This window comes from Streptomyces sp. Q6 (genome assembly GCF_036967205.1).
Taxonomy (GTDB): domain Bacteria; phylum Actinomycetota; class Actinomycetes; order Streptomycetales; family Streptomycetaceae; genus Streptomyces; species Streptomyces citrinus.
The window spans coordinates 4,340,456-4,366,490 of record NZ_CP146022.1; the positions used below are offsets into that span (position 1 = coordinate 4,340,456).

The following is a 26,035-nucleotide window of genomic DNA, read 5'->3' on the forward strand; positions in this document are numbered from 1 at the left end:
CCTTGGCCGCTCGGCCGGGTTCGGGGGCATCGGAATCTGACGAGGCGTCAAGATAGAACAGGTTCTAGGAGAAGGGAACAGGCGGAGGGGACGGGTTCCGAGGAGCGGGGACGGGGCGGGGGGCAGGGGCTCCCCGGCTGGTGGTGAGTCGCCGACGGTGTGCGGTCGGTGGTGAGTGGTCGATGGTGAGTGGCCGACGGTGAGCGGGCGGTGGTGAGTGGTCGGTGGTGAGTGGCCGACGGTGAGCGGGCGTGGTGAGTGGCGAACCGTCGGCGGCCCGGTGTCAGCGGTCGAAGTCCAGCTCCACCTTCTCCGTGGTCGGGTGGGACTGGCAGGCCAGCACATAGCCCGCCTCGGTCTCCTCCGGTTCGAGCGCGAAGTTCCGGTCCATCCGGATCGAGCCCGAGACGAGGAACGCCCGGCAGGTCCCGCACACGCCGCCCTTGCAGGCGTACGGCGCGTCCGCGCGGTTGCGCAGCACCGTCTCCAGGAGCGACTCGCCGTCCTGGACCGGCCAGGTGCCCGCGCGGCCGTCGAGCTGGGCGGTCAGCGTGCTGTGGTCGGGGGCCGGGGCGGTGCGGGCCGGGGCGGGAGCCTCGTCCACGTGGAAGATCTCCTCGTGGACGCGTCCGCGCCGTACGCCGAGGGTGCGCAGGGCCCGCTCGGCGCCCTGCACCAGGCCGAGCGGCCCGCACAGGAACCAGCCCGCGATCCGGTCCACGGGAAGCAGCGCGGGGAGCAGGGTCGTCAGGCGCTCCTCGTCGAGGCGGCCGGAGGCGAGGCCCGCCTGCTGTTCCTCCCGGGAGACCACCGTGACCAGCTGGAACCGGTCCGGGTAGCGGTCCTTCAGGTCGGCGACCTCCTCCAGGAACATCGTCGAGGCGATGGTGCGGTCGCTGCGGATCAGGCAGAACCGGGCCTCCGGCGCGCGCTCCAGGAGTGTGGTGGCGATGGACAGGACCGGGGTGATGCCACTGCCGCCGACCACCGCCGCGTAGTGCCCGGGGGCCGGGTCGAGGGTGAAGCGGCCGGCGGGGGTCATCACCTCCAGCTCGTCGCCGACGGCGATCTCCTTGTGGGCGTACGTGGAGAACGCGCCGTCCTCGACGAGGCGGACACCGACCCGCAGGGTGCGCGGCGCCTCGTCGGCCGGGGCGGCGGAGCAGATCGAGTAGGTGCGGCGGATCTCCGTGCCGTCCACGGTGCGGCGCAGGGCCAGGTGCTGGCCCGGCGCGTGGCGGTACGCCTCGCGGAGCTCCTGCGGGACCGTGAAGGTGAGGGCCACGGAGTCGTCGGTGAGCCGGTCGACCGCGGCGACCCGGAGCCGGTGGAAGCGGGCCCTGGCAGCTGCTGCCATCACAACTCCTTGAAGTGGTCGAAGGGTTCGCGGCAGGACAGGCAGCGGCGCAGCGCCTTGCAGGCGGTGGACGAGAACCGGCTGAGCAGCTCGGTGTCGGGGGAGCCGCAGTGCGGGCAGGTGAGATCGGTGTCGTCCGCGGTGTGCCGGGTCGGGCCGAGGCTGACGGTGACCGGTCCGGCCTCGCGGGTGGGGCGGGGCGGCGCTATGCCGAACTCCCGCAGCTTGCGGCGGCCTTCGGGGGTGATGTGGTCCGTCGACCAGGCGGGGGCGAGGACCGTGCGGACGGTGACCTCGGGGATGCCGTGCTCGTGCAGGACGCGCTCGATGTCGCTCGCCATGGCCTCGATCGCGGGGCACCCGGTGTACGTGGGGCTCAGCTCGACCTCGACGCTGCCGGGGCCCCGGGTGTGCACGGCGCGCAGGACGCCCAGCTCCGCCAGGGTGAGGACGGGCAGTTCGGGGTCGGGCACGGACCCGGCCAGCCGGCGCAGCTCGGCTTCGAGCGGGGTCTCCCGCGGGGTGTCCCGTCGGGTCTCCCGTGGGGTTTCCCGGGTGGTCACCATGACGCCCCCGGGTGGCTGCGGTGCAGGTGCTGCATCTCGGCGAGCATCCGGCCGAAGGGCTCGGTGTGCAGGCCCTGACGGCCCGCTCCGGCGCGCCAGGCGCCGGTCTGCGGTCCTTCGGGGACGGTGAGCGTGGCCTGTCGCAGGACGGCGGAGACGGTCGCCGTCCAACTGGTCCGCATCTCCTGCCAGTTGATGTCCAGGCCCGGTATGGGCTCGAACATCTCGCCGGTGAACCGCCACAGGGCGTCGACGGCGCGCTGCATCCGCGTACGGCTCTCGTCCGTGCCGTCGCCCAGGCGCAGGGTCCACTGCCGTGCGTGGTCCTGGTGGTAGGCGACCTCCTTGACCGCCTTGGCGGCGAGCGGCGCGAACTGCGAGGTGCTGTCCGTCAGTTGGCCGTAGAGGAGGTGCTGGTAGGTGGAGAAGTACAGCTGGCGGGCGATGGTGTGGGTGAAGTCCCCGTTCGGCTGCTCGACCAGCTGGAGGTTGCGGAAGGCGCGCTCCTCGCGGAGGTACGCCAGCTCGTCCTCGTCGCCCACCGTGCTCAGCAGGACGCGGGCCTGGCCGAGCAGGTCGAGGGCGATGTTCGCCAGGGCGACCTCCTCCTCCAGGACCGGGGCGTGGCCCGCCCACTCCCCCAGGCGGTGCGAGAGGACGAGGGCGTCGTCGCCGAGGGCGAGGGCGGCGGGGACGGTGTACGTCAGGGGCCGGGTCACAGGTGCTTCACCCCTTCGGGGATCTCGTAGAACGTCGGGTGCCGGTAGGGCTTGTCGGCGGCCGGTTCGAAGAACGGGTCCTTCTCGTCGGGCGACGAGGCGGTGATCGCGGTGGACGGCACGACCCAGAGGGAGACGCCTTCGCCGCGGCGGGTGTACAGGTCCCGGGCGTTGCGCAGGGCGAGCTCCGCGTCCGGGGCGTGCAGGCTGCCGGCGTGGGTGTGGGCGAGGCCGCGGCGGGAGCGTACGAAGACCTCCCACAGGGGCCAGTCGGCGCCGCTGGACGGTGTGCTCGGCGTCTGGGTCATGCCGCCCTGCCTTCTCGCGTGGAACCGGTGGAGTGCTTGGCCGCGTGGGCCGCGGCGGCCTCGCGCACCCAGGCGCCCTCGTCGTGGGCGCGCCTGCGCTGGGTGATGCGCTGTTCGTTGCACGGGCCGTTGCCCTTGAGGACTTCCTTGAACTCGGACCAGTCGATCGCGCCGAAGTCGTGCCGGCCCTTCTCCTCGTTCCACCTCAACTCCGGGTCGGGGAGCGTCAGTCCGAGGGAGGCGGCCTGGGGGACGCAGATGTCGACGAAGCGCTGCCGCAGCTCGTCGTTCGAGTGGCGCTTGATCTTCCACTCCATGGACTGCGCGGAGTGCGCCGACTCGTCGTCGGGCGGGCCGAACATCATCAGGGACGGCCACCACCAGCGGTCCACCGCGTCCTGCGCCATCGCGTGCTGCGCCTCGGTGCCGCGGCTGAGGGCGAGGAGCAGCTCGTACCCCTGGCGCTGGTGGAAGGACTCCTCCTTGCAGATACGGACCATCGCGCGCGCGTACGGCCCGTAGGAGCAGCGGCACAGCGGCACCTGGTTCGTGATCGCGGCGCCGTCCACCAGCCAGCCGATCGCTCCGACGTCGGCCCAGGTCAGCGTCGGGTAGTTGAAGATCGAGGAGTACTTCTGGCGGCCGGTGTGCAGCTTGTCGAGCAGTTCGTCGCGGCCGGTGCCGAGGGTCTCCGCCGCGCTGTACAGGTACAGGCCGTGGCCCGCCTCGTCCTGCACCTTGGCCATCAGGATCGCCTTGCGGCGCAGGGAGGGCGCGCGCGTGATCCAGTTCGCCTCGGGCTGCATGCCGATGATCTCGGAGTGGGCGTGCTGGGCGATCTGGCGCACCAGCGTCGCGCGGTAGGCGTCGGGCATCCAGTCGCGGGGCTCGATGCGCTCGTCCGCCGCCACGGCCGCGTCGAACGCGGACTGGAATCCGGCGGTGCCGTCCTGCTGTACCGCCTGCTGTGGGGCTGCTGTCGCCATTCCAGGTCCCCCTCGACCTCGGGTGCGGTGCCGGTTCCGGTGCCGGGTGGCCATGGCCCTCGCCACGCTCCCGACCGATCGTTCGGTTCGTTGGATTCAATGGTGGGACGCGGCGCCGTAGGGTGTCAACCCTGAACAGCCGGGCCTGTGGATAACCTCGGGCGCCTGTGCTGGACGGCCGCTCCCCAGTACGGTGCCGGTGCGTCGCACGCCCGCGGGCCTGCGACGCCGAATCGGTTCGGCGGTGGACGGCCGGGCGAATCGGACGAACCAGGGGCCGACGGGACGGGGACGGGGAGCACCGATGGACACGGAAGCAGCCGCGGCGGACGAGGCCGCCCGGCACACGCCGGAGCCGGTCACGCGGCCGTCCGAGCCGCCGGAGGCCCCGCGCCCCGAGCCGTGCGACGAGGCTGTACCGCCCGAGCGGCGGGGCATCGCGGCGCTCTCCCCCGGCTACCAGGTGGTCGCCGGCCTGGCCCTGGCCGGGGTGGCCCTCGTCGCCTGCGTCCACGTCCTGATGGTGTTCCTGCACGTCGCACCGTCGAACACGCTCTCCAAGCAGCACGGCGCGCTGGTCGACGAGTGGATCTACCCGGAGTTCGAGCAGAACTGGAAGCTGTTCGCGCCCAACCCGCTCCAGCAGAACGTGGCGGTGCAGACCCGCGCCGAGCTGCGCGCCGACGACGGAACGCTGCGCACGACGGGCTGGTACGACCTGTCCGCGCGGGACGGCGCCGCCATCCGGGGCAACCTGATCCCCAGCCACACCCAGCAGAACGAACTGCGCCGCGCCTGGGACGTCTACGTGGGCACGCACGACGCCCAGAACCGCCCCACCGGGCTGCGCGGGACCCTGTCCGAGCAGTATCTGCGCCGCATCCTCGTACTGCGTCTGGACCGGCTCGGTGTCGCGGGCGAGAAGGACGTCGTCGAGCGCGTCCAGGTCCGTTCGCAGGCGACCACGGTCCAGCCACCGAAGTGGAGCAACGAGAAGGTGAACCAGAAACCGTTCTACCGGGAGGTCCCCTGGTGGACGGTGACGTCGCGCGACGTACCGCTCGACAGCGGCACGCGCGTGCGCGCGGGCTCCGGCGCGGCGGGAACGGGTGAGGGCCGATGAGCGCCCCCGCCCGGACGGTCGAGTCGAGGATCGGCGCCGCGGCGCAGAAGATCACCGCGACCGCGCTCGGCCCGTACCAGAGCGCCGTGATCCGCATCGGGTTCGCCGGCACCTGGCTGCTGTTCCTGCTGCGCGAGTTCCCGCACCGCCAGGAGCTCTACGGGCCCGACGGGCCCTGGGGCTGGGACATGGCGCAGCAACTCGTCGCGGACAACCACGCGTTCACCGCATTGATGTGGTCCGACAGCCAGGTCTGGTTCGCGTGCGTCTACGTGGGCGCGATGCTGGTCGCCGCCCTGCTGATGGTGGGCTGGCGCACCCGCACCATGTCGGTGCTGTTCATGATCGGCGTGCTGTCGCTCCAGAACCGCAGCGTCTTCGTGGGCGACGGCGGCGACAACGTCATCCACCTCATGTCGATCTACCTGATCTTCACGCGCTGCGGGCAGGTCTGGTCGCTGGACGCACGGCGCCGCGCGCGCGGGGCGGACCGGATCGCCGAGGACCGGGTCGGGCCCGTCCTGTGGTGGGCCGTCGGTCTCGCGCTCTCCGCGCTCACCTTCACGGGCGAGGTGAGCGGCGGCTGGCTGAGCCTCTTCTGGGCGCTGTGGGCCGTGCAGGGCGTGTGGTGGTACCTCGACCGCCGTGCCCCGCACGGGGATCCGCGGCTGCTGTGCGACGTCGTCGCCAACCTCGCGCACAACGCGGCACTGTTGGTGATCATGGTCGAGGCGTGTCTGATCTACGCGACGGCGGGCTGGTACAAGATCCAGGGAAGCCGCTGGCAGGACGGCACGGCCGTCTACTACCCGCTGCACCTGGACTACTTCTCGCCGTGGCCCGCCCTGGGCGACCTGCTGACGGCGTACGGCCCGATGGTGCTCCTCGTGACGTACGGGACGGTCGCCGTCCAGGTCGCCTTCCCGTTCACGGTCTTCAACCGGCGCGTCAAGAACGTCCTGCTGGTGCTGATGATCACGGAGCACCTGTTCATCGCCGTCGCGCTCGGGCTGCCGTTCTTCTCGCTCGCGATGATCACCGCCGACGCGGTGTTCCTGCCGACGTCCTTCTTGCGACGCGTCGGCGGATGGGCGGCACGCGCGCGTGGTCGCGTGCTCGACCGTACGAAGAGTGCGGCCGTGCCCGGTCAGCGCACGGCGGACGGCGCCGAACCGGCCGTGGAGGAGACGTCCGCGGCGCGCACGTAGGCTTCCTGCCATGAGCGAGGCGAGCACGGAGGACGGGACGCGGCACGAGGGTCCTGAAGGCGCCGTACGCGCCTGGCGGCGGCTGGCCGACGCCGCGGTGCTCCTGGACGGTTTCCACGCCCTCAAGCACGCGCTGCGCTTCGGCGCCGACGTCCCCGTCGCGCTCGCCACCGACCGGGCGGCCGCGCTCGCCCTGGCCGCGGACCTGGCCCCCGATGTCGTACGGGACCTGGACGCGCTGCTCGTGGAGGTCCCGGACGCCACCTTGCGGGGGCTCGTGCCGCGGCTGCACCCCACCGGCGTCGCCGCGCTCGCCGGACGCCCCGCGCGCGCCGACCACCTCGCGGCGCTCGGCAGGACCGGGCGGACCACGCCCGTCGTCGTCCTCGACAACCCGCGCAACCTCGGCAACGCGGGCGCCGTCATCCGGCTCGCCGCCGGTTTCGGGGCGGCCGGTGTCGTCACGACGGGCAGCCTCGACCCCTGGCACCCCACGGTCGTCCGGGGCGGGGCCGGGCTGCACTTCGCGACCGCCGTCGAGCGGCTCGCGGTCGACGAACTGCCCGCGGGACCGCTGTACGCGCTCGACCCCGAGGGCGCCGACATCCGTGGCCTGAAGCTGCCGGACGACGCGCTGCTCGCCTTCGGGTCCGAGCGCAGCGGCCTCTCCGCGGACCTACGCGCGCGTGCCGACCAGTTGGTGTCGCTGCCGATGCGGCCCCAGGTCTCCAGCTACAACCTGGCCACGAGCGTCGGCATGACGCTGTTCCACTGGAGCGCGCACAGCACGCACGCGCCCCAGCAGAACGTCGCGCCTGAGTAGAACGTCGCGCCCCAGCAGAACGTCGCGCCTCAGACCGTCTCGCGGCGGACCTCCACCACCCGGAAGCGGTTCGCCACGAAGGCGCCGTCGCACAGGGCCGCGTTCGCCGCGGGGTTGCCGCCCGAGCCGTGGAAGTCGGAGAACGCCGCCGTCTGGTTCACGTACACGCCACCCGTGAGGTTGAGGGAGAGCTGGGCGCACTCCTCCAGGCAGACCTCCTCGACGGCCCGCGCGACCTCTTCGGAGGTGGTGTACGCGCCGACCGTCATGGCGCCCTTCTCGCGCACCGTGCGCCGCAGCAGCTCCACCGCGTCCTGCGCGGAGTCGACGGCGACGGCGAAGGAGACCGGGCCGAAGCACTCGCTCATGTAGGCGGCCTCCGCGTCCGGGCCCTCCCAGTACTTGCGCGCGCCGTCGAGCTTGACGATGACCGGGGTGCGCACGACCGCGTCGGGGAAGTCCGGGTTGCCGACCTTCCGTGAGGGCAGCGCGACCTCGCCGAGTCCGGCGGCGGCCTCCAGGCGCGCCTTCACGTCCGGGTTGACCAGGGCACCGAGCAGCCCGTTGGCGCGGGCGTCGTCGCCGAGCAGGCCGCCGACCGACGTCGCGAGGTCCGCGACGACCTCGTCGTACGACTTGGGGCCCTCGTCCGTGGTGATGCCCTCGCGCGGCACCAGGAGGTTCTGCGGGGTGGTGCACATCTGGCCGCTGTACAGGGACAGCGAGAACGCGAGGTTCGCCAGCATGCCCTTGTAGTCGTCCGTGCCGTCGATCACGACCGTGTTGACGCCGGCCTTCTCCGTGTAGACCTGCGCCTGCCGGGCGTTCGCCTCCAGCCAGTCGCCGAAGGCCGTCGAACCCGTGTAGTCGATGATCTTGATCTCGGGGCGCACGGCCAGGGTCTTGGCGATGCCCTCGCCGGGCCGCTCGGCCGCGAGGGCCACCAGGTTCGGGTCGAAGCCCGCCTCGGCGAGGACCTCGCGGGCCACCTGGACGGTGAGCGCGAGGGGCAGCACCGCGCGCGGGTGCGGCTTCACCAGGACCGGGTTGCCGGTCGCCAGGGAGGCGAACAGGCCCGGATAGCCGTTCCACGTCGGGAACGTGTTGCAGCCGATGAGCAGCGCGATGCCGCGGCCGACCGGGGTGAACCGCTTCGTCAGGTTCAGCGGATCGCGCTTGCCCTGGGGCTTGGACCACTCCGCGGTGTCCGGGGTGCGTACCTGCTCCACGTACGCGTACGCCACCGCCTCCAGGCCGCGGTCCTGCGCGTGCGGGCCGCCCGCCTGGAACGCCATCATGAAGGCCTGGCCGCTGGTGTGCATGACCGCGTGCGCGAACTCGTGCGTGCGCGCGCTGATCCGGGCCAGGATCTCCAGGCACGTCACCGCGCGCACCTCGGCGCCGGCCTCGCGCCACGCGCGCATGCCCGCGCGCATGGCCGGCAGCAGCACGTCGGCGTCCGCGTGCGGATAGGTGATCCCCAACTCGATTCCGTACGGCGACACTTCACCGCCCACGAAGTCGTCCGTGCCGGGCTGGCCGAGGTCGAGCCGGGTGCCGAGCAGCGCGTCGAAGGCGGCCTTGCCCTCGGGCATGCTCAGGCTCCCGTTCTCCCCGTACGCCTTGGGGTGCTCGGGGTGCGGGGACCAGTACGCGCGCGTGCGGATCGCTTCCAGCGCCTGGTCGAGGGTCGGCCGGTGCTTGGCGATCAGGTCGTGCGCGGTGATTTCGGCGGCCATGGCGGACCAACTCCTCCTCGGCTGCGGCTCCTCGTCGAGCCGGCGAGTGGGCGGGACTGGGCAGGTGCTGTACGTCAGAGTTAGAGTAACCGAACGATCGGTCGGGACAAGAGGGTGCGTGGAACCTGTGGACAACCGACCCGGCGGGCCCCGGATCCCCGCGGCGCGGCTGCATGCGGAAGGATCGGCGCATGACAGCAACTGACCGCCTCGTAGGCGTGGTGGGCACCGGCACCATGGGCCAGGGCATTGCCCAGGTCGCCCTGGTCGCGGGACACCCGGTCCGGCTGTACGACGCCGTGCCCGGCCGTGCGGAGTCGGCCGCCGCGGCGATCGCCGCCCGGCTCGACCGGCTCGTCGAGAAGGGCCGCATGGGCGCCGAGGAGCGCACGGCGGCAGCCGCCCGCCTGACGGCCGCGGGCACGCTCGGTGAGCTGGCGGACGCCTCCCTCGTCGTCGAGGCCGTCCTGGAGCAACTGGACGCCAAGCAGAAGCTGTTCCGCGACCTGGAGGACATCGTCGCGGACGACTGCCTGCTCGCCACCAACACCTCGTCGCTCTCGGTGACCGCGATCGGTGGCGCGCTGCGCAGGCCGGAGCGCTTCGTCGGGCTGCACTTCTTCAACCCCGCCCCCCTGATGCCCCTGGTGGAGGTCGTCTCCGGCTCCGCCACCGACGTCACCGCGGCCACGCGCGCGTACGAGACCGCCCGCGCCTGGGGCAAGACACCCGTGGCCTGCGCCGACACCCCGGGCTTCCTGGTCAACCGGATCGCGCGGCCCTTCTACGCGGAGGCGTTCGCGGTCCACGAGGACCAGGGCGCCGACCCCGCCACCATCGACGCCGTGCTGCGCGAGAGCGGTGGCTTCAAGATGGGCGCCTTCGAGCTGACCGACCTGATCGGACAGGACGTCAACGAGGCCGTCACCCGCTCCGTGTGGGAGGGCTTCTTCCAGGACGTGCGGTTCCGGCCCTCCCTGGCCCAGCGCCGCCTCGTGGAGGCGGGCCGCCTCGGCCGCAAGACGGGCCAGGGCTGGTACACGTACGGCGACGGCGAGGACCGTCCCGAACCGCACACCGCGGCCCCGGCCGAACCGCCCGCCCACGTGACCGTCGAGGGCGACCTGGAGTCGGCCGGCGAGCTGATCGCGATGATGCGCGAGGCGGGCATCGCGGTGACCCAGGAGGACGAGGACAAGGGCACGCGCATCGTTCTGCCCAGCGGCGGCCAGCTCGTGCAGGCCGACGGCCAGACGTCCATCGAGTTCCGGGACGTCGTCTACTTCGACCTCGCGCTCGACTACCGCGCGGCGACCCGGATCGCCCTGGCGACCTGCCAGGACGGCAACCCACGCACCCTGAAGGAAGCCGTCGGCCTCTTCCAGGCGCTCGGCAAGAAGGTCAGCGTCATCGGTGACGTGCCCGGCATGATCGTGGCGCGCACGGTGGCCCGGATCATCGACCTCGCCCATGAGGCGCTCACCCGCGGAGTGGCCACCGAGGAGGACATCGACACCGCGATGCGGCTCGGCGTCAACTACCCGCTGGGGCCGCTCGAATGGGACCGCAAGCTCGGCAGGAGCTGGGCCTGCGGCGTGCTGGAGGAGCTGCACGAGCGGGATCCCTCGGGCCGGTACGCGCCCTCCCTCGCGCTCCTGCGCCACTCGTACACCCCCAAGAAGTGGGAGGGCTCCGCATGACCACCGCACGCCGCGACCCGGCCGCGCGCCGCGACACCTACACGCCCGACAGCCTGCTCGCGGTCGCGGTCACCGTCTTCAACGAACGCGGCTACGACGGCACCTCCATGGAGCACCTCTCCAAGGCGGCCGGCATCTCCAAGTCGTCGATCTACCACCATGTGACGGGCAAGGAGGAGCTGCTGCGCCGGGCCGTCAGCCGCGCGCTCGACGGCCTCTTCGGGATCCTCGACGAGGAACCCGCGCGCGTGGGACGCGCGATGGAGCGCCTGGAGTACGTCACGCGCCGCATGGTCGAGGTACTGACCGGCGAACTGCCCTACGTGACGCTTCTGTTGCGCGTACGCGGCAACACCGACACCGAGCGGTGGGCCATGGAGCGGCGCAGGGAGTTCGACCACCAGGTCGCCGCGCTCCTGAAGGCGGCCGCCGCCGACGGCGACGTACGGGGCGACATAGAAGTACGCCTCGCCACCCGTCTCGTCTTCGGAATGATCAACTCGATCGTCGAGTGGTACCGGCCGGGCAGCGGAAGCCTGACCGAACGCGAAGTGGCCGACGCGGTCGTCGAGTTGGTCTTCCAGGGGCTGCGCAAGGCCGGTTGAGCCGCACAAGGGCCGCCGCGGGCGTCACGCGTCCGGCTCCAGGTCCTCCTCCTCGAAGACCAGCAGGGTCCGGGTGCTGAGCACCTCGGGGATGGCCTGGAGCTTGGTGAGGACCAGTTCGCGCAGGGCGCGGTTGTCCCGTGTGTGGACCAGGATCAGGACGTCGAAGTCGCCGCTGACCAGCGCGATGTGCGAGGCCTCGGGCATCCGGCGCAACTGGTCGCGGACCGTCCGCCAGGAGTTCTGGACGATCTTCAAAGTGATGTAGGCGGAGGCGCCCTGACCTGCCCGTTCGTGGTTGATGCGGGCGCCGAACCCACGGATCACGCCGTCCTCGATGAGGCGGTTGATCCGGGCGTAGGCGTTCGCCCGTGACACATGGACGCGCTCGGCGACGGAGCGTATCGACGCCCGGCCGTCCCTCTGGAGCATCTGGAGGATGTCGCGGTCGATGGCGTCCAGCGGGCGCGCGGCGGGATCGGGTCCCTCGGGCCCCTCGGGAACATGCCCGCCGGAGCCGTCGGCCATTTGTTCAGATGCCATGTGCCCCCGCCTCCTTACCATGGACGTACTGCGTTCATCTCAGGCTGTGGAGAACCGTTTGTCCACAGCCTGGAGGTGCCTGTAGCCAAAATGTGCCGACGACCGAACAATCGGTAGGTGAGGCGGGTCACACCCGACGCGCCCTCGAAGCCGCTCCCACGAGGAGGTGTCGTCATGACGGTCATGGAGCAGCGGGACACCCGCCGCACCGGGGCACCGACCCCGCCGCCCGCCTGGCAGCCCCGCACGGACCCCGCGCCGCTGCTGCCCGACGCGGAGCCGTACCGGGTCCTGGGCACCGACGCAGCCGCGCAGACCGACCCGGAACTGCTGCGCCGGCTGTACGCGGAGGTGGTGCGCGGCCGCCGCTACAACGCGCAGGCGACCGCCCTGACCAAGCAGGGACGCCTCGCCGTCTACCCGTCGACGACCGGCCAGGAGGCCGGTGAGATCGCCGCCGCGCTCGCCCTGGAGGACCGCGACTGGCTCTTCCCCAGCTACCGCGACACCCTCGCCGCCGTCGCCCGCGGACTCGACCCCGTCCAGGCCCTGACCCTGCTGCGCGGCGACTGGCACACCGGGTACGACCCGCACGAGCACCGCATCGCGCCGCTGTGCACCCCCCTCGCGACGCAACTCCCGCACGCGGTGGGCCTCGCCCACGCCGCCCGCCTCAAGGGCGACGACGTGGTGGCGCTCGCCATGGTCGGCGACGGCGGCACCAGCGAGGGCGACTTCCACGAGGCGCTGAACTTCGCGGCCGTGTGGCAGGCACCGGTCGTCTTCCTCGTCCAGAACAACGGCTTCGCCATCTCCGTGCCGCTGGCCAAGCAGACCGCGGCCCCGTCCCTGGCCCACAAGGCCGTCGGATACGGGATGCCGGGCCGCCTGGTCGACGGGAACGACGCCGTGGCGATGCACGAGGTGCTCACCGAGGCCGTGACACGCGCGCGCGAGGGCGGCGGTCCGACGCTGATCGAGGCGATCACGTACCGGATGGACGCGCACACGAACGCCGACGACGCGACCCGCTACCGCACCGACGCCGAGGTCGAGGCGTGGCGCGACCACGACCCGATCCTGCTCCTGGAACGGGAGTTGACCCGGCGCGGCCTGATCGACGAGGCCGGCATCCAGGCGGTGCGCGACGACGCCGAGACGATGGCGGCCGACCTGCGCGCCCACATGAACCAGGACCCGGTCCTCGACCCGATGGACCTGTTCACCGACGTGTACGCCGAGCAGACCTCACAGCTGCGGGAGCAGGCGGCCCAGTTGCGGGCCGAACTCGACGCCGAGGCCGAGACGCCCGGCGCCGAAGGGAGCCCCGCATGACCACCGTCGCCGAGAAAGCGACCGCGGCCAAGCCCGCCACCATGGCGCAGGCCCTGGGGCGCGCCCTGCGCGACTCCATGGCCGCCGACCCGGCGGTGCACGTCATGGGCGAGGACGTGGGCACCCTGGGCGGCGTCTTCCGCGTCACCGACGGGCTCGCGAAGGAGTTCGGCGAGGACCGGTGCACGGACACGCCGCTCGCCGAGGCGGGCATCCTCGGCGCGGCCGTGGGCATGGCGATGTACGGGCTGCGGCCGGTCGTGGAGATGCAGTTCGACGCGTTCGCGTACCCCGCGTTCGAGCAGCTGATCTCGCACGTCGCGCGGATGCGCAACCGCACGCGCGGTGCCATGCCGCTGCCCATCACCGTGCGCGTGCCCTACGGGGGCGGCATCGGCGGCGTCGAGCACCACAGCGACTCGTCCGAGGCGTACTACATGGCGACGCCCGGCCTCACCGTCGTCACACCGGCCACCGTCGCGGACGCGTACGGGCTGCTGCGGCAGTCCATCGCCTCCGACGACCCCGTCGTCTTCCTGGAACCCAAGCGGCTCTACTGGGCGAAGGATTCCTGGAACCCCGAGCAGCCGGTGGACGTTGAGCCCATAGGTACGGCAGTGGTCCGCCGCCCTGGGACCAGTGCCACGCTGATCACGTACGGCCCGTCGCTGCCCGTCTGCCTGGAGGCGGCGGAGGCGGCCCGTGGTGAGGGCTGGGACCTCGAAGTGGTCGATCTGCGCTCGCTGGTGCCGTTCGACGACGCGACGGTCGCGGCCTCCGTGCGCCGCACCGGGCGCGCGGTCGTCGTGCACGAGTCCGGCGGCTTCGGCGGTCCGGGCGGGGAGATCGCCGCGCGGGTGACCGAGCGGTGCTTCCACCACCTTCAGGCACCGGTCCTGAGAGTGGCCGGATTCGACATTCCGTACCCGCCGCCGATGCTGGAGCGGCACCATCTCCCGGGGGTGGACCGGGTGTTGGACGCGGTCGCACGCCTTCAGTGGGACCAGTGAGGGGAGCGGGCTGATGGCGCAGGTTCTGGAGTTCAAGCTGCCCGACCTCGGGGAGGGGCTCACCGAGGCATCCATCGTGCAGTGGCTGGTGGCGGTCGGCGACGTGGTCGCCATCGACCAGCCCGTCGTCGAGGTGGAGACCGCCAAGGCACTGGTCGAGGTGCCGTGCCCGTACGGAGGGGTCGTCACGGCCCGGTACGGGGACGAGGGGTCCGAACTGCCGGTGGGGGCGCCGCTGCTGACGGTGGCCGTCGGGGCGGACGCGACATCGGGCACGGTCGGCACGTCCGGCACGACTGCCGCCGAGCCGCCCCTGAGCGACCGGAAGAACGGTGCTCAGAAGGCCGAAGGGTCGGGGAACGTGTTGGTGGGCTACGGCACCGCCGCCGCGCCCGCGCGGCGCAGGCGGGTACGGCCCGCCTCCGGGCTGTCGGCACCGGCGCCCGCGCGCCCGGCCGCACCCCGGGCGGCCGTGGCGGCGCCCGCGCCGGTCGCGCCCGTCGCGCCGGTGCGTCCCGCGGGCCCCGTCCCCGTGATCTCCCCGCTGGTCCGCAAGCTCGCCCGCGACCACGGCCTCGACCTGCGCGAAGTGGCCGGTTCCGGGCCCGACGGGCTCATCCTGCGCGCGGACGTGGAGCGCGCCGCCACGGCCCGCACGGACACCCCGGCAGCGCCCGAGCCCGTTGCTGAACCCGTCGCCGAACCCGCCCCGCAGGGGCATCGCACGCCTCTGCGCGGCATCCGCGGCGCCGTCGCCGACAAGCTCTCGCGCAGCCGGCGCGAGATACCCGACGCGACCTGCTGGGTGGACGCCGACGCCACGGAGCTCCTCGCCGCGCGTGCGGCGATGAACGCCGCGACCGGCGCCTCCGCCGGCCCGAAGATCTCCGTCCTGGCGCTGCTCGCCCGCATCTGCACGGCGGCCCTGGCCCGCTACCCGGAGCTGAACGCGACGGTCGACCTGGAGCGCCGCGAGATCGTCCGCCTCGACGAGGTGCACCTCGGGTTCGCCGCGCAGACCGAGCGCGGGCTGGTCGTCCCCGTCGTACGGGACGCCCACCGGCGCGGCACCGAGGCGCTGAGCGGCGAGTTCGCCCGGCTCACCGACGCGGCGCGCACCGGGAAGCTGACGCCGGGGGACCTCACGGGCGGCACCTTCACCCTGAACAACTACGGGGTGTTCGGGGTCGACGGGTCCACGCCGATCATCAACCACCCCGAGGCGGCCATGCTCGGCGTCGGCCGCATCGCGGCCAAGCCGTGGGTGCACGAAGGGGAGTTGGCGGTCCGTCAGGTCGTCCAGCTCTCGCTCACCTTCGACCACCGGGTGTGCGACGGCAGCACGGCGGGCGGATTCCTGCGGTACGTGGCGGATTGCGTGGAGCAACCGGCGGTGCTGCTGCGCTCGTTGTGACCACATCGTGGGCCACCCCGTCCCAGGGGTGGCATTGATCGCCCGTACGTCCATACTCGGGGGATGAACGCGTACGAGGCCATCGTCCTCGCCGGGGGCGCCGCGCGGCGCCTCGGTGGCGCGGACAAGCCCGGGGTGCGGGTCGGGGCCGCGCGCTGCTCGACCGGGTGCTCGCGGCCTGCGCCGACGCCCGCGCCACGGTCGTGGTCGCCGCGCCCCGGCCGACCGTGCGCCCCGTCCTCTGGGCGCGTGAGGAACCGGCCGGTGGCGGCCCGCTCGCCGCGCTCGACGCGGGGGTGCGGGCGCTGGGCGGCGGGGCGGAGAGCGTCGTCGTGCTCTCCGCCGACCTGCCGTTCCTGGAGGCGCGCACCGTACGGGTGTTGCTCGACGCGCTGGCGGGGCCGGCCGCGCCGGACGCGAGCGACGGCGCCGCGCTCGGTGAGGGCGTCGCCCTGCCCGCGTCGGATGGCGTTCAGCATTCCGACGGCACCCTGCCCCGGCGCTCCGGCGGCGTTCCGCGCCCCGATGGCGTTCAGCCCCCCGACGGTGTCCTGTTCACCGATGGTGACGGGCGCGATCAGCCGCTGGTCGCCGTCTATCGGGCCGCCGCGCTGCGCCAGGTGCTCGCCGATCTCGACGCCGAGCACGGCTCGCTCGCCGGGCTGCCGCTACGGCTGCTCATCCGGAACCTGAGACTCACCCGCATCACCGATCCCGTCGCGTCGTTCGACTGCGACACCTGGGACGACATCGCCGCCGCCCGGTCACGCATCAGGGAGCATGGGCACGTGTTGGATGAATGGATCTCCGCAGCCAAGGACGAACTGGGCCTCGACCTGGACGTCGACACCGGCGTCCTGCTCGACCTCGCCCGGGACGCCGCACACGGGGTCGCGCGCCCCGCGGCCCCGCTGACGACGTTCCTCGTCGGATACGCGGCGGCGCAGGCCGGGGCGGCCCCGAAGCCGTCGCGGCCGCCGCGGCGAAGGCGGCCGCGCTCGCCGACCGCTGGGCGCGCGAGGCCGAAGCCGAGGCCAAGGCCGACGCCGAAGCCGACGCCGAAGCCGACGCCGACGTCAGGACCGGGCCCGGTACGACCGCCGCGCCGGGCGATTCCGCGCCGGACGCGGGATGACCGCGCCGAGCGGGCGGGCGGCGCAGGCCACCACGACGGACGGCGCCATCAACACCGGCATCGATACCGGAACCCGTACCGGTATCGACACGGGTATCCGTACCAGTACCGACACCGACACCGACACCGGCTCAGGTACCGACAGCGGTACCGACACCGGCACAGGCTCAGGTACCGACAGCGGTACCGACACCGGCACAGGCTCAGGTACCGACACCGGTATCGACGGCGTCATGGACGTGGACGAAGCCCTCGCCCTGGCCAACGACCACCGGGGCACGGCACCGACCAACCCCCCGGCCGGTCACCGGTCGAGCCACCGGTCCGGTCACCAGGCCAGCCATCATCCGGGGCATCAGCCGGGGCATCAGCCAGGACACCAGCCGGGGCATCAGCCCGGCCCTCCGTCCGGCACCGACGTCCCCGCACCCGGCCGTGAACAGCCCGCCCAGAGCCGGGAGTCGGCCGCCGGGGGCGGCCCGAGCAGCGCCACCGTGCGACGGACTGGCCCGCCGCCCGCCGTACGGCCGCGCGGGCGGGACGGCGCGCTGCCGAGCACCGCACCCGTACGGCTCAGCCCCCGACCCTCGCGGAGCGACCCGTGTCGCCCTCGACCAGGCCCTCGGGCTCGTCCTCGCCGCGCCGCTGACCGCCCTCACCGACCTGCCCTCCTTCGACACGTCCGCGATGGACGGCTGGATCGTCGCGGGTCCGGGCCCCTGGGACGTCCGGGACGAGGGGATCCTCGCCGGACACGCGCCGCCCCCGCCGCTGGCCGACGGGGAGGCCGCCGCGATCGCCACCGGCGCCCGTATCCCCCCGGAGACCACGGCCGTCATCCGCAGCGAGCACGGGCGTACCGACGCCAAGGGCCGGTTGCACCCGCTGCGCGACGTCGTGCACGGGCAGGACATCCGGCCGCGCGGCCAGGAGTGCCGCAGCGGTGACCTGCTGCTGCCCACCGGCGCCCTGGTCACCCCCGCCGTCCTCGGTCTCGCGGCGGCGGCCGGCTACGACGAGCTGGTCGTCGTCCCCCGCCCCCGGGTCGACATCCTCGTCCTGGGCGACGAGTTGCTGACCTCGGGCCTCCCCCGGGACGGCCTCATCCGGGACGCGCTCGGCCCGATGCTGCCGCACTGGCTGCGCGCGCTCGGCGTCGAGGTCAGCGCCGTCCGCCGGCTCGGCGACGACGCGAAGGCCCTGCTCGCGGCGGTCCGTGAGTCGACGGCCGACCTCGTCGTGACGACCGGCGGCACCGCGTCCGGGCCCGTCGACCACGTCCACCCCACGCTGCGCGCCCTCGACGCCGAACTCCTCGTGAACGGCGTCGCGGTCCGGCCCGGCCACCCCATGCTGCTCGCCCGCCTCCACGACGGGCAGTACCTCGTCGGCCTTCCCGGCAACCCGCTCGCCGCGGTCTCCGGCCTGCTCACCCTCGCCGAACCGCTGCTGCGCGCCTTGGCGGGCCGTGCCGGAGCGGCGCCCGACGCCCCGTACACCGCGCCTCTCCACACCCCCGTCCACGGGCACCCGTACGACACCCGGCTCGTTCCCGTCGTCCTGCGGCACGACACCGGAAGCGGGCACGAGTGGGCGGTTCCGCTGCACTACAACGGGCCCGCCATGCTGCGCGGCATCGCCGCCGCCGACGCCCTCGCGGTGGTTCCGCCCGGCGGCGCCGAGGACGGCCAGGAGGTGGAGATCCTGGATCTGCCGTGGTCCTGGAGCGCGACGGACACGGCGGGCCCCGGCTTCGACGCTCCGGGAAACGAAGGGTGTTTCACGTGAAACTGGCCGGCCATGACGCCATGGCACGCCAAGCGGACGAGCGGACCGCGACCTACCGGGTGAAGCTGCCCCGGCGGGTGGTGGAGCGTCCGCTGCTCCAGGTCGCCCGGCGGGTCGTGATGGCCCTGGCCGTGCTGGTCCTCACCGCGCTCCTCGTGTGGGTCGACCGCGGGGGCTACAACGACAACTCCGACGGAAGCGTCGACCTGCTCGACGCGTTCTACTACGCGACCGTCACCCTCTCCACCACCGGATACGGCGACATCACCCCCGTCAGCGACGGGGCCCGCCTGACCAATATCTTCGTCATCACTCCGCTGCGTGTGCTCTTCCTGATCATCCTGGTCGGCACCACGCTCGAAGTCCTCACCGAACGGACCCGGGAGGAATGGCGCCTGAACCGCTGGAGGTCCACCTTGCGTGACCACGTCGTCGTCGTCGGCTTCGGAACCAAGGGCCGCAGCGCCGTGGAGACCGTGCGCACGACCGGCCTGAAGCCGGAGCAGATCGTGGTCGTCGACCCCAGTGCCAAGGTCATCGACGCCGCCAACGCCCTGGGATACGCGGGAGTCCTGGGCGACGCGACCCGCAGCGACGTCCTGCTCCGCGCCGAGGTGCAGAAGGCCCGGAAGATCATCATCGCGACGCAGCGCGACGACACCGCCGTCCTGGTGACGCTCACCGCACGGCAGCTGAACCGCGGCGCGAAGATCGTCGCCTGTGTGCGCGAGGAGGAGAACGCGCCGCTGCTGCGCCAGTCCGGCGCCGACGCCGTCATCACCAGCGCCAGCGCGGCGGGCCGCCTGCTCGGCCTGTCCGTGCTCAGCCCGCACGCGGGCATGGTCATGGAGGACCTCATCCAGCAGGGCAGCGGCCTCGATCTGGTGGAGCGCCCGGTGATAAAGGCCGAGGTGGGCCTGAAGCCGAAGGAGACGGACGACCTCGTCGTCAGCGTCGTACGAGGGCATCGCGTGCTCGGGTACGACGACTCGGCCGTCGGGGTGCTGCAACTGACGGACCGGCTGATCACGATCGTGCGGGTCACGCCCACGCGACGGGTGGCCCCCGACGCGAAGCCGCTGCCCCAGGACTGACCGGGCCTCCGTGAAGCCCCCGGAGTAGCCTCGCGAGCATGTATGCGATCACGATTCCGGAACCCGGTGGCCCCGAGGCGCTCGTCTGGACGGAGGTCCCCGATCCCGTACCCGGCGAGGGCGAAGTCCTGGTCGAGGTGGTGTCCAGCGCCGTCAACCGCGCCGATCTGCTCCAGCGGCAGGGCTTCTACAGCCCGCCGCCCGGCTCGTCCCCGTATCCGGGCCTGGAGTGCGCGGGCCGGATCGTCGAGATCGGCTCCGGGGTCTCCGGCTGGTCCGTCGGTGACGAGGTGTGCGCGCTGCTCGTGGGCGGCGGTTACGCCGAGAAGGTCGCCGTGCCCGCCGGGCAGCTGCTGCCCGTGCCGAAGGGCGTCGACCTGGCCACGGCGGCCGCGCTGCCCGAGGTGACGTGCACCGTCTGGTCCAACGTCTTCATGATCGCCCACCTGCGGCCGACCGAGGTCTTCCTCGTGCACGGTGGCTCCAGCGGCATCGGCACGATGGCGATCCAGCTCGCGAAGGCGGTCGGCGCGACGGTCGCGGTCACCGCGGGCACCCAGGAGAAGCTCGACTTCTGCGCGAGCCTCGGCGCGGACATCCTGATCAACTACCGCGAGCAGGACTTCGTCGAGGAGATCAAGGCCGCGACGGACGGCGCGGGCGCCGACGTCATCCTCGACAACATGGGCGCCAAGTACCTCAACCGCAACGTCGACGCCCTCGCCGTCAACGGCCGCCTGGCCATCATCGGCATGCAGGGCGGCGTCAAGGGCGAGCTCAACATCGGTACGTTGCTCGGCAAGCGCGGCGCCATCACCGCCACCACGCTGCGGGCCCGCCCGCTCGCCGAGAAGACCGCGGTCGTCGCGGCGGTGCGCGAGCACGTCTGGCCGCTGGTCGAGGCGGGTCATGTTCGGCCGATCGTGGACCGCGCGCTCCCGATGGACGACGCCGCGCAGGGCCACCGCGTCCTGGAGGAGTCGGGCCACATCGGCAAGGTGCTGCTCACGCGCTCCTGAGCGGTCTCCGGCGCCGGGCCGGAAGACGCCGGGCCGGAAGCCGCCAGGCCAGAAGACGCCGGGCCGCAAGGCGCCGGGCCCAAGGCGCCAAGCCAGAAGGTGCCAGGCTCCAAGAGGAGCCAGAAGGTGCAGGCTCCAAGAGGAGCCAAGAGGGTCTAAGAGGAGCCAGGAGGGTCCAAAAGGACCAAGAGGGGTCAGGAAAGACCCGGCGGGCTCAGCGTCGCAGCCGCAGCGCCAGGAAGCCGAGGCCGAGCCCCGTCAGGAGCAGCCCCGCCCCCAGTGGCAGGACGTCCACGAACCGTCCGCCGTCCGGCAGCACCGTCTGCCGGGCGGCGTTCGGCTGCTCGGCGCGGGGCGTGGGCGAGGCGGGGGCGCTGGTCCTCGCCGCGGGCGGCGGGGGCAGCGCGTCCTCGGTGACCGCCGGCGAGGGCAGGGTCCGCCCCGGCGGTGTCCGGCCCACGCCCGCCCGGCTGCCCGCGAGGGAGCCGTGCGGGGAGGGCTCGGCCGCGAGCGCGAGCGGCGCCCCGGCCCCGGCCCACAGCACCAGCAGCACAGCCGCGACCGACAGCCCGGCCACCCACCGTCCCCGCCGCATGCACGCCCCTTCCGCCCGCTTCCGCATGACGCTTACGGCAAGCCTCACATAACGCAATAAAAGGGGCACGCCGGATTTCGGGCCTCCCCAGCGCGGTGGATCAGAGCAGAACGGGGGCACCACGGTGATGTGACAGCACGGTGCGAGAGAATGGCGGCATGGAGATGCCGAGGAACGAACGGTCGCCGGAGAACCCCCAGATCCTGGTCGTGGGCCAGGACGGAATGGCTCTGGGCGGCGGCGGAGACGACGAATCCCGCGAGGTCCCGGTGACGGAGATGGTGGAACAGCCGGCCAAGGTGATGCGCATCGGCAGCATGATCAAGCAGCTGCTGGAAGAAGTGCGTGTGGCGCCCCTGGACGAGGCGAGCCGGCAGCGGCTCAAGGAGATCCACTCCAGCTCGGTCAAGGAGCTCGAGGACGGCCTCGCGCCGGAACTCGTCGAGGAACTGGAGCGGCTCTCCCTGCCCTTCACGGACGACGCGACCCCGACGGACGCGGAACTGCGCATCGCGCAGGCCCAGTTGGTGGGCTGGCTCGAGGGCCTGTTCCACGGGATCCAGACGACCCTGTTCGCGCAGCAGATGGCGGCGCGGGCCCAACTGGAGCAGATGCGCCGCGCGCTGCCCCCCGGCGTCGGCGGCGGCGAGGAGGACGAGGACCCGAGGGCGGGCGGCCGCTCGGGCGGCCCGTACCTATAGGGCGACCAAGCCGGTCTGCGACGTATACGCCTGTTCGGCCGTGACCTGGGGCACACATTGATTGCTGTGCCCCAGGCGGTGCGAGCGAAGATCTACTGTGCGGTGCACCCGTCACCGACCAGGGGAGCTTTGCATGAACGTTCGACGGTCCGTCGTGGTCACCGCCGGAGGGTTGGCCTGTCTGGCGGTACCGCTGGTGGCGTCGCCGGCGGCGGCGTCCCAGATGGCGTCGGGAAACTGCAGCTACAGCGCTGTATACGGCGCGTACACGGGTTTCTACACGGGGGGAAACACGGTGAATCCCTTGCGGCTGCGCGTTCTTGACACCAAGGCGGACGGCCACGGGGTGGCGATTCGCCTCGTCACGCGGACGAACAGCGGTGGCGAAAAAGCGTGGTCGTGGCACCACTACAAGGGTGGCAGCGGCGGCGAGCAGTCGTGGGACACGAGTGCGACGGACTCGGCGGGCATAGACGCCATGGGGATCCAGGCCGCCGTGTTCGAGGGGGACGACCTGCTGAGCCTCTGCACCAGCAGCTTCTCGTACAACCCCTACTGACAGTCGGCGCCCCGGCGCATCGTCCGATGACGCCGCGTGGTTGCCGGTCAGCCGGGTCCGGCAACCACAGTTCGCCGGTCAGCTGGGCGGGTTGCCCGTCGAGACCTCGAGTGTGATCTTGACCTTGCCCTTCGGGTCGATCTCCGTGTCGGGCGCGGGCCACTGGTTCTTGACCGTGCCCTCGCCATAGGTGTTCTCGTCGACCGACTTCTCCTCGAGGATCCAGCCCGCCGCCCGGAAGCACGCCTTCACCGAGTCGATGTTCTTCAGGTAGAAGTCCGGGACCTTGATCTTGTTCTCGTCGTTGTAGCCGATGTCGGGGTCGGTGCAGGCGTCCGTCTCGATCGTCTTCGTCTCGTCCGGGCCCTTGTGCCCGGCGACCGCCGACTTCGTCGGCTTGGCGTCGCCGCCGTCGCTGTCGTCGCCGTTCATCATCAGCGCCGTGACCAGGCCGCCGATGGCGATCAGCGCGACGACGATCGAGGCCACGATCACCGTGGTGTTGCGCTTGCCGCCGCCGCCCGAGCCGCCCGTGGTCGACACCGTCTGGGGCGAGATGGTGTACGGCGGCGGGGTCTGCTGGCCCTGCTGCGTGTACGGGGACGCCGGCGGGGGCGTCTGGTAACCGGTCTGCATGCTCTGCTGCGGGTAGCCGTACCCGGCCTGCGGCTGCGGGGTGGGCGGCGGCGTCGCCGCCCCGTACGGGTTCGGCGTCAGATGCTGCGGCTGGTACGGCGTCTGGACCGGGCCCGGCGTCGGTGCCCCGTTCTGGTCGACCGGCGGGAAGACGGCCGAGCCGACACCCGCGCCGCTCGACGTCTGCGCGCCCGGCACGATGCTCGGCGCCGCGGACGGGCCGGCCGAGAGTGACTGGGCGACCCGCAGGCACTCGTCCCGCATTGCCTCGGCGCTCGGGAAGCGCTCGTTCGGGTTCTTCTTCAGGGCGCGGGCGACGAGCGCGTCGATGGCCGGCGGCAGCGCCCGGTTGATCGAGGACGGAGCCACCGGCTCCTCCTGGACGTGCGCATACGCTATGGCCAGCGGCGAGTCCGCCTCGAACGGGAGCCGCCCGGTGACCAGTTGGAACAGCATGATGCCGACGGAGTAGAGGTCGGAGCGGGCGTCCACGCCCCGCCCGAGCGCCTGCTCCGGCGACAGGTACTGCGGAGTGCCGACGACCATGCCGGTCTGCGTCATCGACGTGACGCCCGACTGCATGGCGCGGGCGATGCCGAAGTCCATGACCTTGACGACGTTGCGCTTCGTCATCATCACGTTGCCCGGCTTGATGTCCCGGTGGACCAGGCCCATCTCGTGGCTGATCTCCAGCGCGGCGAGGACATCGGCCGTGATCTTCAGGGCCTTGTCGGTGGGCATCGCGCCCAACTGCCGTACGTCCTCGTCGAGTACGGAGCCGAGCGGGCGGCCCTCCACGTACTCCATGACGATGTACGGGGTGATGGTCCCGTCGAGATCGTCCTCGCCGGAGTCGAAGACCGAGACGATGTTCGTGTGCGTGAGCTTGGCCACCGACTGGGCCTCGCGCCGGAACCGCTCACGGAAGGCCGGCTCGCGGCCGAGTTCCGTGTGCAAAGTCTTGATGGCGACCGGACGGTCGAGCCGGGTGTCGTGCGCGAGATGCACGGAAGCCATGCCGCCCTCGCCGAGCAGGTCGTGCAGCCGGTACCGGTCGTTCGCCAGGGCACGCCCCGCGTACCGCCCGTTCTGCGCGCCGCCGGCGCTGCCCTCGGTCATGTTTCTGTGTCCCCCATAGGCGCCCCGACGTCGGCGCGGCCGGTGATCGAATTCAGCTATTCCCGGCCAAGTCTGCCCGAGGGCACCGACACGTCAAGCTCGATGCCCGTTCCGTGACCGTACGGGCAAGAAGAGTCGCGCAAGCGTTACCGGATAAGTCCGACGGAACAGTCATGGAGCGGTCATGGATCCGGCACAGAAATTGCGCGCACGATTTGCAAGGCGTGCACGGCAACGGGTTTGATGTCCGGTCCATCTCGGAACAGGGGCCCGGCTCAAGCCTGTAGCGTGGCCCGACGGAGACCGTATTTCACAACCGCGCGTACTCCGCTTGCAGGGATCCGGCAGCACGGACAGAAACGACGGCGAGGACTGATGGCACAGCAGCAGCGCGCTCAGGGCCCGTCCGACCCCGAGGCGACTGGCGGCGGTATGTCAGATGCGCCGGAGATGTGGGGTAACGGCGGGCTCGTCGGCGACGGCCGGTACCGGCTGACGCACAGACTCGGCCGGGGCGGCATGGCCGAGGTGTTCGCGGCCGAGGACGTACGTCTCGGGCGCACCGTCGCCGTCAAGCTGCTCCGCTCCGACCTCGCCGAGGACCCGGTCTCCAAGGCCCGCTTCACGCGCGAGGCGCAGTCCGTCGCCGGCCTGAACCACCACGCCGTCGTCGCGGTCTACGACTCCGGTGAGGACTACGTGAACGGTTCGACCGTTCCGTACATCGTCATGGAGCTCGTCGAGGGCCGCACCATCCGCGACCTGCTCCTGAACGCCGAGGCGCCGGGCCCCGAGCAGGCCCTGATCATCGTCTCCGGTGTCCTCGAGGCGCTCGCCTACTCGCACCAGCACGGCATCGTGCACCGTGACATCAAGCCCGCGAACGTCATCATCACCAACACCGGCGCGGTGAAGGTGATGGACTTCGGCATCGCGCGCGCCCTGCACGGCGCCCAGTCGACGATGACGCAGACCGGCATGGTCATGGGCACGCCCCAGTACCTGTCGCCGGAGCAGGCGCTCGGCAAGGCCGTCGACCACCGCTCCGACCTGTACGCGACCGGCTGTCTGCTCTACGAACTCCTCGCGCTGCGGCCCCCGTTCACCGGTGAGACGCCGCTGTCCGTCGTCTACCAGCACGTCCAGGACATCCCCGTACCGCCCTCCGAGGCGTCGGACGCGACGCCGCCGGAGCTGGACGGCCTTGTCATGCGCTCGCTCGCCAAGGACCCGGACGACCGGTTCCAGACGGCCGAGGAGATGCGCGGGCTCGTCCAGTACGGGCTTCAGATGCTGTACGAGCAGGGCGGCCACACCGGCACCTGGAACACGGGCCCGGTCGACATGCACGAGGGCGGCAGCACCCCGGCCATGGGCATGGGGATGGCCGGTACCACCGCGCTGCAGCACCCCGGCGACGGCGGCACGGCCGCGCAGCCGATGCTGCGCCCGCCGGGCGGCGACGACGGCGGCTTCGACGGCAACGGACACGGCGGCGGCGGTGGCCGCGGCAAGATGTGGATCGTCGCCGCGCTCGCCGTGATCGCGATCGCGGTGGGCGTCGCCTGGGCGCTCACCAGCCAGAACGACAACAACAAGGGACCGGGCACCAAGCAGTCGCCGACGGCCACGCAGTCCGAGAAGACGGACGAGCCCACCGAGACGTCGGACGAGAACACGTCGCAGGGCGAGACCGAGGACCCGGGCACCAGCACGGGCGGCAACAGCGACTACTCGCCGTCGTACACGCCGAGCACGGGCCAGGCGACCCCGTCGCAGACCGCGACGCAGCCGACGAACCAGCCGACGAAGCAGACCCCGTCCAAGACGCAGGAGCCGACGCAGGACCCGACGGAGGAGCCCACGGACACGGGCCAGCCGACGGACGACGGCAGCAACACCCAGGACCCGGCGGCGGTCGGCGGCACCGACGGCGGCGCCGACTAGGGCCGG

Annotated in this window: 22 protein-coding genes and 2 pseudogenes; 15 read left to right on the plus strand and 9 right to left on the minus strand. The window is 72.1% G+C overall.

The features are described 5' to 3' along the window. Window positions 1-283 precede the first annotated feature (283 nt). The 5 genes from paaE to paaA are packed head-to-tail and all read right to left on the minus strand — an operon-like array spanning window position 284 to window position 3,936. Window positions 284-1,357 carry a 1,2-phenylacetyl-CoA epoxidase subunit PaaE gene (gene paaE / locus V2W30_RS20310; protein WP_338698458.1) on the minus strand — a complete coding sequence of 358 codons (1,074 nt, stop codon included), beginning with the start codon at window positions 1,355-1,357 and terminating at the stop codon, window positions 284-286. Further along, window positions 1,357-1,923, minus strand: coding sequence for a 1,2-phenylacetyl-CoA epoxidase subunit PaaD (gene paaD / locus V2W30_RS20315; protein ID WP_338698460.1), 567 nt, complete (start codon window positions 1,921-1,923; stop codon window positions 1,357-1,359). Before paaD ends, paaE begins: the two co-directional genes overlap by 1 nt. Beyond that, a complete protein-coding gene (gene paaC, locus V2W30_RS20320; protein ID WP_338698462.1) occupies window positions 1,917-2,642 on the minus strand; it encodes a 1,2-phenylacetyl-CoA epoxidase subunit PaaC in 726 nt (241 codons plus the stop codon). Before paaC ends, paaD begins: the two co-directional genes overlap by 7 nt. Next, window positions 2,639-2,950 (minus strand): 1,2-phenylacetyl-CoA epoxidase subunit PaaB, encoded by a 312-nt coding sequence (gene paaB / locus V2W30_RS20325; RefSeq protein ID WP_338698464.1) that lies wholly within the window; start codon window positions 2,948-2,950, stop codon window positions 2,639-2,641. The genes paaC and paaB overlap by 4 nt, the downstream gene beginning before the upstream one ends. Next, a complete protein-coding gene (gene paaA / locus V2W30_RS20330) occupies window positions 2,947-3,936 on the minus strand; it encodes a 1,2-phenylacetyl-CoA epoxidase subunit PaaA (RefSeq protein ID WP_338698466.1) in 990 nt (329 codons plus the stop codon). The genes paaB and paaA overlap by 4 nt, the downstream gene beginning before the upstream one ends. A 304-nt stretch (window positions 3,937-4,240) precedes the next feature. On the opposite strand from paaA, the gene V2W30_RS20335 reads away from it, so the two are divergent. From V2W30_RS20335 to V2W30_RS20345, 3 genes are read left to right on the plus strand one after another with little or no spacing between them, the layout of a single operon-like run. Beyond that, window positions 4,241-5,059 (plus strand): DUF5819 family protein, encoded by an 819-nt coding sequence (locus tag V2W30_RS20335; protein ID WP_338698468.1) that lies wholly within the window; start codon window positions 4,241-4,243, stop codon window positions 5,057-5,059. Continuing rightward, complete coding sequence (locus V2W30_RS20340) at window positions 5,056-6,267, plus strand: HTTM domain-containing protein (RefSeq protein ID WP_338698470.1); 1,212 nt, start codon at window positions 5,056-5,058, stop codon at window positions 6,265-6,267. Before V2W30_RS20335 ends, V2W30_RS20340 begins: the two co-directional genes overlap by 4 nt. Window positions 6,268-6,277: 10 nt before the next feature. Then, window positions 6,278-7,090: a TrmH family RNA methyltransferase gene (locus V2W30_RS20345; protein WP_338698472.1), complete on the plus strand. Its 813-nt coding sequence runs from the start codon at window positions 6,278-6,280 to the stop codon at window positions 7,088-7,090. Between the two features lie 29 nt (window positions 7,091-7,119). On the opposite strand, the gene paaN is transcribed toward V2W30_RS20345, so the two are convergent. Next, window positions 7,120-8,829 (minus strand): phenylacetic acid degradation protein PaaN, encoded by a 1,710-nt coding sequence (gene paaN, locus V2W30_RS20350; RefSeq protein WP_338698474.1) that lies wholly within the window; start codon window positions 8,827-8,829, stop codon window positions 7,120-7,122. A gap of 191 nt (window positions 8,830-9,020) precedes the next feature. Here paaN and V2W30_RS20355 point away from each other — a divergent pair, with 191 nt between their 5' ends. Together V2W30_RS20355 and V2W30_RS20360 are read left to right on the plus strand one after the other, a co-directional pair. Further along, window positions 9,021-10,529, plus strand: a complete 1,509-nt coding sequence (locus V2W30_RS20355) for a 3-hydroxyacyl-CoA dehydrogenase (RefSeq protein WP_338698475.1) — start codon at window positions 9,021-9,023, stop codon at window positions 10,527-10,529. Then, window positions 10,526-11,134, plus strand: a complete 609-nt coding sequence (locus V2W30_RS20360) for a TetR/AcrR family transcriptional regulator (RefSeq protein WP_338698477.1) — start codon at window positions 10,526-10,528, stop codon at window positions 11,132-11,134. Before V2W30_RS20355 ends, V2W30_RS20360 begins: the two co-directional genes overlap by 4 nt. 24 nt (window positions 11,135-11,158) lie before the next feature. On the opposite strand, the gene V2W30_RS20365 is transcribed toward V2W30_RS20360, so the two are convergent. Continuing rightward, window positions 11,159-11,677, minus strand: a complete 519-nt coding sequence (locus V2W30_RS20365; RefSeq protein ID WP_425244568.1) for an Lrp/AsnC family transcriptional regulator — start codon at window positions 11,675-11,677, stop codon at window positions 11,159-11,161. Between the two features lie 174 nt (window positions 11,678-11,851). Here V2W30_RS20365 and pdhA point away from each other — a divergent pair, with 174 nt between their 5' ends. From pdhA to V2W30_RS20400, 7 genes and pseudogenes are all read left to right on the plus strand, one after another. Further along, complete coding sequence (pdhA, locus tag V2W30_RS20370) at window positions 11,852-13,012, plus strand: pyruvate dehydrogenase (acetyl-transferring) E1 component subunit alpha (RefSeq protein ID WP_338698479.1); 1,161 nt, start codon at window positions 11,852-11,854, stop codon at window positions 13,010-13,012. Then, window positions 13,009-14,022 (plus strand): alpha-ketoacid dehydrogenase subunit beta, encoded by a 1,014-nt coding sequence (locus tag V2W30_RS20375; RefSeq protein WP_338698481.1) that lies wholly within the window; start codon window positions 13,009-13,011, stop codon window positions 14,020-14,022. Before pdhA ends, V2W30_RS20375 begins: the two co-directional genes overlap by 4 nt. A 13-nt stretch (window positions 14,023-14,035) precedes the next feature. Beyond that, window positions 14,036-15,436 (plus strand): dihydrolipoamide acetyltransferase family protein, encoded by a 1,401-nt coding sequence (locus V2W30_RS20380; RefSeq protein WP_338698483.1) that lies wholly within the window; start codon window positions 14,036-14,038, stop codon window positions 15,434-15,436. Between the two features lie 63 nt (window positions 15,437-15,499). Next, window positions 15,500-16,571: pseudogene (locus V2W30_RS20385) on the plus strand (DUF6457 domain-containing protein). Window positions 16,572-17,052: 481 nt separating this feature from the next. Further along, window positions 17,053-18,359: pseudogene (locus V2W30_RS20390) on the plus strand (molybdopterin molybdotransferase MoeA); the annotation flags it as partial. Next, complete coding sequence (locus V2W30_RS20395) at window positions 18,356-19,453, plus strand: potassium channel family protein (protein ID WP_338698485.1); 1,098 nt, start codon at window positions 18,356-18,358, stop codon at window positions 19,451-19,453. The pseudogene V2W30_RS20390 and the gene V2W30_RS20395, both read left to right, overlap by 4 nt. 38 nt (window positions 19,454-19,491) lie before the next feature. Continuing rightward, on the plus strand, window positions 19,492-20,472 hold the full coding sequence (locus V2W30_RS20400) for an NAD(P)H-quinone oxidoreductase (RefSeq protein ID WP_338698487.1): 981 nt from the start codon (window positions 19,492-19,494) through the stop codon (window positions 20,470-20,472). 214 nt (window positions 20,473-20,686) lie between these two features. Here the strand turns inward: V2W30_RS20400 and V2W30_RS20405 are convergent, their stop codons facing one another. Continuing rightward, a complete protein-coding gene (locus V2W30_RS20405; protein ID WP_338698489.1) occupies window positions 20,687-21,067 on the minus strand; it encodes a hypothetical protein in 381 nt (126 codons plus the stop codon). Window positions 21,068-21,225: 158 nt separating this feature from the next. Here V2W30_RS20405 and V2W30_RS20410 point away from each other — a divergent pair, with 158 nt between their 5' ends. Further along, window positions 21,226-21,768, plus strand: a complete 543-nt coding sequence (locus tag V2W30_RS20410; protein ID WP_338698491.1) for a bacterial proteasome activator family protein — start codon at window positions 21,226-21,228, stop codon at window positions 21,766-21,768. Between the two features lie 133 nt (window positions 21,769-21,901). After that, entirely contained in the window at window positions 21,902-22,327 is a 426-nt protein-coding gene (locus V2W30_RS20415; RefSeq protein WP_338698492.1) for a hypothetical protein, read from the plus strand. 78 nt (window positions 22,328-22,405) lie between these two features. Here the strand turns inward: V2W30_RS20415 and V2W30_RS20420 are convergent, their stop codons facing one another. Further along, a complete protein-coding gene (locus V2W30_RS20420) occupies window positions 22,406-24,082 on the minus strand; it encodes a protein kinase domain-containing protein (RefSeq protein ID WP_338698493.1) in 1,677 nt (558 codons plus the stop codon). Window positions 24,083-24,457: 375 nt separating this feature from the next. Here V2W30_RS20420 and V2W30_RS20425 point away from each other — a divergent pair, with 375 nt between their 5' ends. Further along, window positions 24,458-26,029, plus strand: coding sequence for a protein kinase domain-containing protein (locus V2W30_RS20425; protein WP_338698494.1), 1,572 nt, complete (start codon window positions 24,458-24,460; stop codon window positions 26,027-26,029). Window positions 26,030-26,035: the final 6 nt, after the last annotated feature.

Coding starts and splice junctions, on each gene's coding strand:
- paaA (WP_338698466.1), bottom strand. CDS start 3,936: ATGGCGACAGCAGCCCCACAGCAGGCGGTACAGCAGGACGGCACCGCC.
- V2W30_RS20345 (WP_338698472.1), top strand. CDS start 6,278: ATGAGCGAGGCGAGCACGGAGGACGGGACGCGGCACGAGGGTCCTGAA.
- paaN (WP_338698474.1), bottom strand. CDS start 8,829: ATGGCCGCCGAAATCACCGCGCACGACCTGATCGCCAAGCACCGGCCG.
- V2W30_RS20355 (WP_338698475.1), top strand. CDS start 9,021: ATGACAGCAACTGACCGCCTCGTAGGCGTGGTGGGCACCGGCACCATG.
- paaB (WP_338698464.1), bottom strand. CDS start 2,950: ATGACCCAGACGCCGAGCACACCGTCCAGCGGCGCCGACTGGCCCCTG.
- V2W30_RS20415 (WP_338698492.1), top strand. CDS start 21,902: ATGAACGTTCGACGGTCCGTCGTGGTCACCGCCGGAGGGTTGGCCTGT.
- V2W30_RS20420 (WP_338698493.1), bottom strand. CDS start 24,082: ATGACCGAGGGCAGCGCCGGCGGCGCGCAGAACGGGCGGTACGCGGGG.
- V2W30_RS20380 (WP_338698483.1), top strand. CDS start 14,036: ATGGCGCAGGTTCTGGAGTTCAAGCTGCCCGACCTCGGGGAGGGGCTC.
- paaE (WP_338698458.1), bottom strand. CDS start 1,357: ATGGCAGCAGCTGCCAGGGCCCGCTTCCACCGGCTCCGGGTCGCCGCG.
- V2W30_RS20340 (WP_338698470.1), top strand. CDS start 5,056: ATGAGCGCCCCCGCCCGGACGGTCGAGTCGAGGATCGGCGCCGCGGCG.
- paaD (WP_338698460.1), bottom strand. CDS start 1,923: ATGGTGACCACCCGGGAAACCCCACGGGAGACCCGACGGGACACCCCG.
- V2W30_RS20335 (WP_338698468.1), top strand. CDS start 4,241: ATGGACACGGAAGCAGCCGCGGCGGACGAGGCCGCCCGGCACACGCCG.
- pdhA (WP_338698479.1), top strand. CDS start 11,852: ATGACGGTCATGGAGCAGCGGGACACCCGCCGCACCGGGGCACCGACC.
- V2W30_RS20400 (WP_338698487.1), top strand. CDS start 19,492: ATGTATGCGATCACGATTCCGGAACCCGGTGGCCCCGAGGCGCTCGTC.
- V2W30_RS20405 (WP_338698489.1), bottom strand. CDS start 21,067: ATGCGGCGGGGACGGTGGGTGGCCGGGCTGTCGGTCGCGGCTGTGCTG.
- V2W30_RS20365 (WP_425244568.1), bottom strand. CDS start 11,677: ATGGCATCTGAACAAATGGCCGACGGCTCCGGCGGGCATGTTCCCGAG.
- V2W30_RS20375 (WP_338698481.1), top strand. CDS start 13,009: ATGACCACCGTCGCCGAGAAAGCGACCGCGGCCAAGCCCGCCACCATG.
- V2W30_RS20410 (WP_338698491.1), top strand. CDS start 21,226: ATGGAGATGCCGAGGAACGAACGGTCGCCGGAGAACCCCCAGATCCTG.
- V2W30_RS20425 (WP_338698494.1), top strand. CDS start 24,458: ATGGCACAGCAGCAGCGCGCTCAGGGCCCGTCCGACCCCGAGGCGACT.
- V2W30_RS20360 (WP_338698477.1), top strand. CDS start 10,526: ATGACCACCGCACGCCGCGACCCGGCCGCGCGCCGCGACACCTACACG.